Origin of the sequence: Allocoleopsis sp., assembly GCF_036703385.1 — a bacterium.
Classification (GTDB): Bacteria; Cyanobacteriota; Cyanobacteriia; order Cyanobacteriales; family Coleofasciculaceae; genus Allocoleopsis.
In genome coordinates, this window is the sequence record NZ_DATNPA010000546.1 from 1 (window position 1) to 9628 (window position 9628).

The 9628-nt window shown below is 46.5% G+C and carries 11 protein-coding genes; 6 read left to right on the forward strand and 5 right to left on the reverse strand.

What is annotated here, in order from left to right; translation table 11 throughout:
- A partial coding sequence (locus V6C93_RS26635; protein WP_333479691.1) for an Ig-like domain-containing protein occupies nucleotides 1–1953 on the reverse strand: 1953 nt, incomplete at its 3' end.
- 140 nt (nucleotides 1954–2093) lie between these two features.
- On the opposite strand from V6C93_RS26635, the gene V6C93_RS26640 reads away from it, so the two are divergent.
- From V6C93_RS26640 to V6C93_RS26650, 3 genes are all read left to right on the forward strand, one after another.
- Nucleotides 2094–2219 carry a hypothetical protein gene (locus V6C93_RS26640; protein WP_333479692.1) on the forward strand — a complete coding sequence of 42 codons (126 nt, stop codon included), beginning with the start codon at nucleotides 2094–2096 and terminating at the stop codon, nucleotides 2217–2219.
- A 113-nt stretch (nucleotides 2220–2332) separates the two neighbouring features.
- Nucleotides 2333–2869 carry a hypothetical protein gene (locus V6C93_RS26645; protein ID WP_333479693.1) on the forward strand — a complete coding sequence of 179 codons (537 nt, stop codon included), beginning with the start codon at nucleotides 2333–2335 and terminating at the stop codon, nucleotides 2867–2869.
- Between the two features lie 381 nt (nucleotides 2870–3250).
- The gene (locus V6C93_RS26650) at nucleotides 3251–4594 is read left to right on the forward strand and encodes a D-alanyl-D-alanine carboxypeptidase (protein WP_333479694.1); all 1344 of its coding nucleotides are present in this window, start codon (nucleotides 3251–3253) and stop codon (nucleotides 4592–4594) included.
- A gap of 159 nt (nucleotides 4595–4753) precedes the next feature.
- Here the strand turns inward: V6C93_RS26650 and V6C93_RS26655 are convergent, their stop codons facing one another.
- From V6C93_RS26655 to V6C93_RS26665, 3 genes are all read right to left on the reverse strand, one after another.
- Nucleotides 4754–5236 carry a quercetin 2,3-dioxygenase gene (locus V6C93_RS26655; RefSeq protein WP_333479695.1) on the reverse strand — a complete coding sequence of 161 codons (483 nt, stop codon included), beginning with the start codon at nucleotides 5234–5236 and terminating at the stop codon, nucleotides 4754–4756.
- Nucleotides 5237–5446: 210 nt separating this feature from the next.
- A complete protein-coding gene (locus V6C93_RS26660) occupies nucleotides 5447–5743 on the reverse strand; it encodes a hypothetical protein (protein ID WP_333479696.1) in 297 nt (98 codons plus the stop codon).
- Between the two features lie 145 nt (nucleotides 5744–5888).
- The gene (locus V6C93_RS26665; RefSeq protein ID WP_333479697.1) at nucleotides 5889–6368 is read right to left on the reverse strand and encodes a GNAT family N-acetyltransferase; all 480 of its coding nucleotides are present in this window, start codon (nucleotides 6366–6368) and stop codon (nucleotides 5889–5891) included.
- A gap of 254 nt (nucleotides 6369–6622) precedes the next feature.
- Between V6C93_RS26665 and V6C93_RS26670 the strand changes: the two genes are divergently transcribed.
- Entirely contained in the window at nucleotides 6623–7594 is a 972-nt protein-coding gene (locus V6C93_RS26670; RefSeq protein WP_333479698.1) for an NAD-dependent epimerase/dehydratase family protein, read from the forward strand.
- 24 nt (nucleotides 7595–7618) lie between these two features.
- Here V6C93_RS26670 and V6C93_RS26675 read toward each other — a convergent pair whose 3' ends face one another.
- Nucleotides 7619–8239: a TenA family protein gene (locus tag V6C93_RS26675; protein WP_333479699.1), complete on the reverse strand. Its 621-nt coding sequence runs from the start codon at nucleotides 8237–8239 to the stop codon at nucleotides 7619–7621.
- A gap of 126 nt (nucleotides 8240–8365) precedes the next feature.
- On the opposite strand from V6C93_RS26675, the gene V6C93_RS26680 reads away from it, so the two are divergent.
- Both V6C93_RS26680 and V6C93_RS26685 read left to right on the forward strand, forming a co-directional pair.
- The gene (locus V6C93_RS26680; RefSeq protein ID WP_333479700.1) at nucleotides 8366–9037 is read left to right on the forward strand and encodes a hypothetical protein; all 672 of its coding nucleotides are present in this window, start codon (nucleotides 8366–8368) and stop codon (nucleotides 9035–9037) included.
- 147 nt (nucleotides 9038–9184) lie between these two features.
- Nucleotides 9185–9628 (forward strand): acetamidase/formamidase family protein (locus V6C93_RS26685; protein WP_333479701.1); only part of this gene is annotated, 444 nt, incomplete at its 3' end.

Consider the following 9628-nt stretch of genomic DNA (forward strand, 5'->3'; position numbering starts at 1 on the left):
GGAAAAGATTGTTCCCCTTGATTCGGGTTTTCTACTCTGCCAACCGCCATTGATGTCGTAGTCGTAAACTCCGCTATATTCATTCGTCCGAGTAAATGCCCAATCTTTCCCGTCACGGGCAATGACTAATAATTTAGGCGCTTCTGAAAAACTTTGACCGCCACCCTTGATACACTTCTGCAAATCCTTACTATTCAGCAGCAAGGTTCCAGTTGGGTCAGTTTTACCCGTTGCACAAAGTACAGATGGGGATGGAGATTTTGCCTCTAATTGGGATTCATAAATTTCAACCGTCGCTGCTGCTACAGGAGAACCATCGGAAAGATGATGTACTCGGACTAATCCTGACTCTGGAAACCACTGAGCAAACACTCCCAAATTGGTTAACTCTACCAGTCCATAAAAGGTTGGTTCCCGCCACTTCAGTTGTCCATTATCCTGATAACGATTAGTTCGTGCTTGAATCCCATAGGCAAGCATTCCTGTATCCCCACCTAGTTTTTCCCGTAAAGGAACGGTTAGTTCAGTGGACTGATTTTTCTTTCCCGATACTTTAAAGCTTGACCATTTATCGGGTGGGGGAAGTAAATCATTACTATTGCCTTTGGGATAAGCGGAATCGGTATAAATTAAATCAGTTGGTGTAAGGGGGCGATAAGCCGCTTTATACTGCGATTCGGGCAGATTAACAGTAGAAATATTTAACTGTAAGTTTTGATTGGATGGAAAAATATTGAGATTGGAGGGTGCCCAAATATCAGCCGCCCTATCCCCCGTTTCATACTTCACCGTTACAGGTTTTCCCAAGGTTTGCCCAAATTTATCTTTGATGTTGGCACCGAGAGTCAGAGTATAGGTTGTCGTGGGTTCTAATGCCCAAGGGTTGAGACTGACGGTGTTTTCACCGTCATAGGCTTTCACGAGGGGAGGCGCTTCTTTTGTGGGGGTAGGTTTGATGGTAATGTTTTTAACCGCTGACTCTGCCACAACACCATTATTAAATTTCAGTTGAGCAATCCCTTTGAAAAATCGTTCCTCACCAGCAAATCCGATTCCTTGAAACGCGAGGGGGGCGTAGGTAGTAACTTGACTAACAACAGGAGTTTCTGTCGGGAGATTGCCACGAGTAGGGCGCAAACCTGGGGAAAATTCTAGGCGATAATTCGTTGCTTTTTCTAGCGAGCGCTGCGGTGTTAGGGTATAAACCCAGTTACGCTGTGAGGGGTCAAATTTCTCTTCAGGTTGGTTTGGGTTAGCTTGTTCCTGAGTTTGGTCGGAGGTGGTGGGGGTTTTGTCTTCTTCTAGAGCCACCTTTAAAGAAATATTCTCTTTCTGTTTCTGCCCTTGTGGAATAAGGGTGACATGCTCTTTGAGAGAATCTAAATCCAGTTCTACATTCGATGTAACTTTCAGAGTCGGCTTTACGTCGAAGGGTTCCACTTGAGAGTCGGGAGTTGCCGTTTTCCCTGGCAAATTTGTGAGTTGAATCGCTTGAGTATTAAACGTCCAAGCAATATCTTTCTCCAAGCGATGCTTGTTGAGGTCGGCTAATCCTGCTTTTAGGGTAACTTTCACACGAGTCGCTTTCGGCAACGCTTCGTCAGCTTGGAATCCCACCATCCGGGGGGTTAAAAAGCGAAATTGTCCCTTGAGAGGGGGCAAAATCTCAAATTTATTCAGGAGATTCTGTTGTTGAGGACTGTCAAGGCTCTCAACGGGAATCAGGGGTTCTTTAAACCGGATGCGGATTTGAGCCAATGGTTCAGCCGCACCTGTTGGGCTAATCTGCTCAATCCAGTCCGGGAGTTGCGGGAGAGGGAGAGGGGTAACGGCAGGGAGGGGTTCAACCTTTGAGGTGATTTTGGCGATGTCACACCCGGCTATCCCCAGGACGAGGGTGAGGACGAGTAGAAACGGCATCCAAGTTCTAACAAATCTGCCGATGGTGTGCATGGCTTCTCTCCTTACAGCGAATTCAGCAACTAGCTGACGCAGATGGATTCAATAAGACCAGTTCTACACCTGCGATCGCGTCGATTTCCGGATAGCTCCATAAATTGTTACTGGGAAGTTGACGCAGGAGGCAAGCCGCTATGCTGTACAGTGAAGCGTCCCTGCTCAGGCGAGGAGCGATCGCATCTTCAATCCCGAATCTGTTGATAACGTTATCTATTCAGTCTTTTCTGAAAACTCCAGAAGTCGCAGACATTTCAATTTAACCCTGGGGCGCTCTTCGGGTGCAAAGTTCATTTTTGCCATCAAAGCACTGGGTTAGATTAACCTAGGCACTAAGGTCAATTCCGCTTAAGTTGAGGTTGAAACGTAAATGCTGATGAACTCAAGTCAAGCCCTCATCGCTAATCGTTGGCTTACCGTATTTTTATTTATTGCTGTTGCTACGCTATTGAGTGCTCTAGTCGGTTGGTTAGTCAAAAAAGGGACATTACCACTCAAAACCATGATGGCTTTCAGCTCTCTACAGTGGCAGTTCATGAGGATTTGGGTCAAGGTGGCTCTAGGAGTTGGGGTAATTTTGCCCTTGATCATGTTGGTGGCTTTCTGGGATCGGTCAATTCCTCGCCAGTTTTTCAGTTGCTACCTGTTGGCTGTTGCCGTTCAGCTTGCAACTGAAGCCAGTTTCAGCCGTCTCTTAAGCAAAAGCGTTGTTGTCATTATTGGAACGCTCTATACAGGGTTTCGGATTTGGCAGTTGTGGGAAGGTCTGCACTTATTCGCTTATCCAATGCTTTGGCTCGGTTTATTGTGGTTAGTTCTGCTGTTTTGGGTGGCTAACCTGATTATGCTGGTGTTCATGGCAATTCCTAGCATCCTTCCCGAATCAGAGAAAAATTCTCTAGAGGGTGGTTAAGACGATTGAGGGTCGGACATTTTGAATTTCCCACATTTTTCGCTTGGTTGTCAGGTCAACGATCACCTGCAACCAGGATCGCCGTCCTCTAAGAGGTCGGCATCAAGTTGAGCAGGGTGTAAACTAACGCTTGGGCGTGTACAAGAATGGTTTTCACTGCTCTTGAAAGACTTTTATTGCATCACGCCCTTTTCTCTCATCTATTGGCACCAAAGAAAAGCAATTCAGTTGTACTGGTGCAAGACGCCCCATGAGCTACGCACACAATAAACAATGAAAGCCTAACTCCGCCATTCCCAATTCCCGATTCCCCACTCCCTACTCCCCTCTTTCAAGGCAGTTTTTTGGTCAACCACGAGATGGTACTCTCAACTCAACGCTATGCCGAAAACCTTTCGCTTGACTGCTGCACTATCGATCGCTCTAGCAACGCTTCTTGCAGGATGTTCTTTTCAATCTAATTCTCCCCGCTCATCAACCAACAAGGCCGAGAGTGCCACAGAATCAGGAAATCCAGTCGCGCTTGCGAAAAAGCCAGCAATACCATCCCTCGCCTCTCCCGATAATCCCGACCCCGCCATCCAACAGCAAATTGAGCAATACTTCAACGGGTTCGCTGCCAAAGGATTTGCTAAGCAAAGCCAAGGCATGTGGATACAAGCAGGGAATACCCTTTTAGCCAATCATCAAGGTACCGTTCCCTTACCTGCTGCTTCCCTCACTAAAGTGGCAACCTCTTTGGCAGCACTACAAACCTTTGGCCCCGATCGCCAATTTATCACCCAGATTGGCGCAACCGGACCGATTCAGAACGGGGTATTAAAAGGAGACTTGGTGATTCAGGGAGAAGAAGACCCGTTTTTTGTTTGGGAAGAAGCGATCGCGATCGGCAATCACCTCAATGACATGGGCATCAAGCAGGTGACAGGCAATTTAATCATCACGGGCAAATTTTACATGAACTTTGAGTCTAGCCCCCTCAAATCCGGTAATCTGCTCAAACAAGGCTTAAATGCTCAATCTTGGCCTCCCGCCGCCCAAACGCAGTATAAAACATTGCCTCCAGACACCGCTAAACCCCAAGTTGCGATCGCAGGTTCCGTACAGGTGAAACCTTCACCTCCCAGCAACGTGAAACCTCTCATCCAGCACTATTCCTTCCCCCTCGCTGAACTGCTTAAAAAGATGAATCAGTACAGCAACAATAAGATGGCGGAGATGATAGCCAGTTCTGTCGGCGGTGCCAAAGTCGTAGCGTTTAAAGCCGCGCAAGCCGCAGGGGTGTCTCAATCCGAAATTATCCTAGTTAACGGTTCTGGGTTGAGTCCACTCAACCGAATTTCTCCTCGTGCTGTCTGTGCCATGTTTCTGGCACTTGAGCGCTACCTGCAACCGTACAACATGACAATTGGTGATTTGTTTGCGATCGTGGGACAAGATGAAGGCATCCTAAATCAGCGCAAACTTCCCCCATTCTTAGTTGTTAAATCAGGCAGTTTAAATACAGTTAGTGCCTTAGCGGGAGCATTCCCTACTCAACAACAGGGTATCGTTTGGTTTGCAACAATGAATGGAGGAAACAATTTAGAAGGATTCCGCGCTCAGCAGGAAGCACTTTTGCAGAATTTTGTCAACCAGTGGGGAACCGTTCAATCTCTACCCGATGAGCTAAAACCTAATCCTGAACGGATTGGCAAAACTTCTGGTAATAAAATGTTGAATTAAAATCGGCTGTTAATAGAACGATCGACTGAGCGATCGCACCAGGATTGAAGTGGAGAAGCAGTGATGAGTGTCGGGTTTCATCCTGCAACCCGAACTACAAGATCGGGCGATCACATAATCCCGATCTTTAAGTGGGCAGAATTAATAAACTTAAAGAACTTACGCTTCAGGGGGTAAGATTGTGAGTCCATATTTTGGTGCCGTCGCTAGTAGCTTATCGATCGCAGCCTGATCCGGCACAGGTGGATTGAGTGGATCAGCCACAGGTCTCCCAACTTCAGCAAAGAACATTTCCAAACCCGCAGGTGTTACCCAACACAACATTCGCGATCGCGTCGTTCCAGTATTTTTGAAACTGTGTTTTTGTCCCCTGGGAGAATGTAAGAACGTACCGGGTGTTGCCAAAATAGTTTGGTCATCTAAGCGAAACTCGACTTCACCCTCAAGAACGTAAAACGCTTCATCTTCACGACTATGAATATGGGGGGGCGTACCGACCTCAGGATTACATAAAATCTCAATCAGCGCATATTGCCCCTGAGTGTTCTGGCCCAATGCTTTGAACGTGACAGCGTCACCAGCAACTGTCAAAACATCGCCTTCCTGAGGCATCATGACTATTCCTTCCTGGTTTAGAGTCATCTCAGCTCCTCGTTTCTGCTCAACGATCAGTTTACAACTAGAGTTTTCGATTTGAATTTAGTGGAATTACCGCCTAGCTTTGGGGCTCTATGCTAAACATTGAGGTAGAGAAGCAGTGATGAGTGTCGGGTATCATCCTTCAACCTGACCTACAAAATCGGGCGATCGCATTAAGTTGAAGGATACAATGTGATCGCCCCGGTTCTTGTATTACATCCCCCACGTATTATCCCAGCTATAGCATTCTTGAATCAGTTGATGTACCACAGCATCTGCGGTTGAAAACGTACCGCAATTAGTTCTTTTTGTTCCAGATGCTGCATGACCTACATCTTGATACAACACAAACTGACCGTCCTCAGAGTGAATAGAGAGCGTAATAGCAACGCCATTTGTATACTGTTTCCACAACGTAACAAATGAAGCTCCTTGTGATATCAGATTCATATCTTCGGTAACACAAGTCCATTGTCGTTGCTTCAAGGCTGTCCGCGTATGTTCCTCCATGATTACATTCATGCTCTTATCGTATTTGAGTGATTTTAAATAATGATGTCCAGTCCACTGGCTGCTAATTGCGTGTCATCTCTAGAGATTGCGATCGCATTAAGCTGAAGGATACAATGCGATCGCGAAATCAACACATCTGCACTTAGAGCTTCTTGAAGTATCTAGCAACTGGGAATAGCTCAAAACCCACCTTTTCATAGGTGTGACGGGCTGGGGCATGACCGGGATCGCCCCCAGTTTCAACCATAGCAATAGACATCCCAGCATCTTTCATCCAAGCCAGAGCGAATTCTATCAGAGCACTACCAATGCCGTGACCTTGAAAGTCTGGATCGACAGCAACCATATAGATTTCACCCATACTGTCCTCTGAGTGTAGTTTCACGGCTACAAAGCCCACAGTAGAACCTGCATCGATAGCAACCCATACATTCGTGTCTTGGGCAGCACAGACATCCTCGACAGCTTTTTGCTGGCTCACACGCCAATGATTGGGATAGAATGCCTGGTACACATCAGCGCTCATCGCGTTCTGAATCGAATCAAAGACCGGAGTCCATGCCCGAAGCGAAAGACGAATAACAGCATCAAGGTGGCGAGGGTCGTATGGTTCAATTTGCATTCCCACATGAACTCCAGTTAACTCTGCAAGCTTTATCGAGCATACTACAATATACTACGAAGCCTGATAGCTTAGCTTTGAATGCTTACAGATAACTTTTAGGCTACTTCTGCTCCAGCGCTCCAGCAATTATTAATCCATCTGAGTTCACCCCGTCCCTAACAACATGCATTAACTAGCAACTTGGGTTACACGGGCGCAAATTCACTTATCTTGTTACACAGTCACCTAGTAACAAAAAACTAACAAAACTTATGAAAGCCCTCGTCACGGGTGCTAACGGATTTACAGGCTCTCACTTAGTCAAAGCCTTAGAACAGCGAGGCGATGCTGTTGTTGGTTTAGTCCGCCAGTCCAGCAACCTCGAGCGTTTATCGGGTTGCAACGTGAAATTGGTGTACGGCGACATCACAGACCAAAATGCCCTGAAAACAGCCATGACTGGGGTAGACTGGGTGTTTCACACAGCGGCTTATGTCGAGTTAGGTCTTGTTGATGCGGCGCTAATGGAGCGGGTGAATGTGGCAGGAACTCGCGCTGTGATGGAAGTTGCTCAAGCTGCTGGCGTCTCGAAAGTCGTGTATTGCAGCACAATTGGTGTGTTTGGTGACACTCAAGGACGAGTTGTGGATGAAACCTTCCAACGGGAACAAACTGATTTTTCTTCGGCCTACGATCGCACAAAATACGACGCTCAACAAATTGTCGATCGCTTTGCCGCCCAAAGTCTACCCGTTGTGAGTATCCTCCCCTCTGGAATTTTTGGTGCCGATGACCCCCATTTTGGCCCCGTGATGCAGCAATTTCTCAAAGGTGGGTTGAAAATTTGGGCAGGAGGCGATCGCATTACGGGTATTGTCCACGTCGATGACTTAGTGGCGGCAATGATTCTCGCCGCCCAAAAAGCTCAACCGGGTGAACATTACATCATTTCTGCCGGTGACCTGACGACCCGTGAAATGTTTGGTATCCTCTCTCAAGAGAGTGGAGTTCCCTTCCCGCGCGAAGCGCCCAAACCCTTAGTTAGATTAGCAGGGAACTTACTCGACCCGATTGGACGCCTGTTCAAATGGCAACCTCCCATAAGTCGAGAGCGCGTTCACTATATATATGACCGTTGCGTTCGAGTAGATGCTAGCAAAGCTCGCACCGAACTCGGCTGGCAACCTCGCTCAGTCCCCCAGACTCTCAAGGAAATTGTGCAAGCAATGGCGGCAGAATCATGAACGCCGCGTTATCCCTACTTTTGTTTAGATTTGCCACGCAGCCTCAAAGAAATCTCGCTCACACAACATGGCATAACGATAGTTTGATTCTACCGATACCGTAAGTTGAGTATACTGGTCAGTCAACTTCTCTAGATTCTGCGCCAATTGCTCAAAGTCTGGATGGCTATAGGTGCTAATCCAGTCCGCATATTGATGAGTTGGAATCCCATCATCAGCTAATTTTTGACCTAAGAACGCATAAAGACGCATACAGGGACTCATTGCCACCGTGATTAAACTCACGTCACTTCCCCAAGCTGTCGCCAGTAAAAAATCCGTATAGCGACGTGTTGCTGCACCGGGTTCGACTGTTCGCAAGTCTACCCCCCAGTTTGCGGCATAACCCTCGTGCAGCTTCAGTTCTGCCAGAACACCCCCAGCGAGAGTGTGAAAAGAATTAAATCCTTCCCAATCCGTAGCCTTAGCCGCTGCAATACTATAAGCACGAGCAAAAGCTTCTAGGAAAAAGGCATCTTGGCCAACGTAGTAAGCAAATTTTGTGCGATCGAGGGTGCCACTAGCAATCCCTTGTACAAAAGGGTGTTCAAGACAGGCTTGTGCTAAATCTTGATTGGACTGCCATAAGTCTTTGCTAATCGTCATCTCAAGTATGAAGTGTGTTAGCGAAGCGCAACACGGTAGCGTTAAGTGTAAACACACCCCGCCCAGAAGGGGACGAGGCTTTAGCCCTGATTAAAAGTATCCGACAAAAACCTGTCTTGAATTCCAATGAAAATCACTGCCGTTGAAACTTTAAAATCCAATTGGGAAACTTTACTTCAACCGTTTCTAGTTGAGCCATACGTGAAACAGAAGGTATTTTTTGATTTAGTCACTGCTTATTCTGGGGCAGATAGATTTTACCATACTTTAGAGCATATTGAAAAAGTAATAAACACAATTGAACAGATGAAATCGCTTAGTTTAAATTTCCCTTCTGTTCAGCTTGCAGCTTGGTTTCATGATGTTATCTATGACCCTAAAGCTAAAGATAACGAAGATAAAAGTGTGGAATACGCAGAATCCGCTCTCAATTTATTGAAAATACCCAAGCCTACAATTGAAAACGTTAAAAATCTAATTTTGTCTACCAAAACTCATCAAGCCTCACCCACTGATATAGACAGCCAAATTCTTCTGGATGCTGACTTGGCTATTCTCGGTTCAGACGAGCAGGACTATCAAACTTATGCTCAATCTATTCGACAAGAATATGCTTGGATGTCTGACGTAGACTATCGGATGGGGAGGAAACAAGTTCTACAAAGTTTTTTGCAGCGCTCCAGAATCTATGTAACCGATTTTCTATTCGCCAAATTAGAGGAAAAAGCGCGACAAAATCTACGTTGGGAAGTAGCAGCCTTATCATTAACTAGTAGGGTAAGTCTGGACACACGCTAAAAAAGTGGATAGACGCTTTCAAAAACTAAATTTAGCGAATAAGTTACGCCCATAGATTGCGAGGTTAGTATTGAACGTGTTAGCGTTATTAAGCTTTTCCCTGCATAATTGAGTGGCGAAGCTTTTGTTCATGTCTCCTAATGCTAGATGACTCACCACATTCTCACAGCCAGCTGTCAAACGGTTCATTTAGGTGGTTTCTCCCATCAATTGGAACCCGCATTAAAGGTTGATTCAGGTGACAGCATCGACGTTGAAACCTACACCGGTTTCTATATTTCTGAAAAAGCGCCCCCAGAATTTCTCACGCCGGAATTTCTGGAAATTTGTCAGCATTTACCCCCAGAGCGCCGAGTTGGGCCAGGGCCACACTTGCTAACGGGACCCATTTACGTGAAAGGCGCTGAACCGGGAGACGTTCTGGAAGTGAAGCTAGAATCCATCTCGCCCCGTCTAGCTGTCGGCTTCAACGCCATTCGCCCAGGATGGGGAGCCTTACCCCAACAGTTTACAGAACCGAGGCTCCGGTTTATTCCATTGGATTTAGACAAGGGTGTTGCGGAATTTCCCAAGGGTAGCGGCATATCTATC

Excerpts from the sequence above, each read along its gene's own strand:
- V6C93_RS26640 (WP_333479692.1), top strand. The coding sequence starts at position 2,094 with ATGCTGTACAGTGAAGCGTCCCTGCTCAGGCGAGGAGCGATCGCATCT.
- V6C93_RS26645 (WP_333479693.1), top strand. The coding sequence starts at position 2,333 with ATGAACTCAAGTCAAGCCCTCATCGCTAATCGTTGGCTTACCGTATTT.
- V6C93_RS26650 (WP_333479694.1), top strand. The coding sequence starts at position 3,251 with ATGCCGAAAACCTTTCGCTTGACTGCTGCACTATCGATCGCTCTAGCA.
- V6C93_RS26655 (WP_333479695.1), bottom strand. The coding sequence starts at position 5,236 with ATGACTCTAAACCAGGAAGGAATAGTCATGATGCCTCAGGAAGGCGAT.
- V6C93_RS26660 (WP_333479696.1), bottom strand. The coding sequence starts at position 5,743 with ATGGAGGAACATACGCGGACAGCCTTGAAGCAACGACAATGGACTTGT.
- V6C93_RS26665 (WP_333479697.1), bottom strand. The coding sequence starts at position 6,368 with ATGCAAATTGAACCATACGACCCTCGCCACCTTGATGCTGTTATTCGT.
- V6C93_RS26670 (WP_333479698.1), top strand. The coding sequence starts at position 6,623 with ATGAAAGCCCTCGTCACGGGTGCTAACGGATTTACAGGCTCTCACTTA.
- V6C93_RS26675 (WP_333479699.1), bottom strand. The coding sequence starts at position 8,239 with ATGACGATTAGCAAAGACTTATGGCAGTCCAATCAAGATTTAGCACAA.
- V6C93_RS26680 (WP_333479700.1), top strand. The coding sequence starts at position 8,366 with ATGAAAATCACTGCCGTTGAAACTTTAAAATCCAATTGGGAAACTTTA.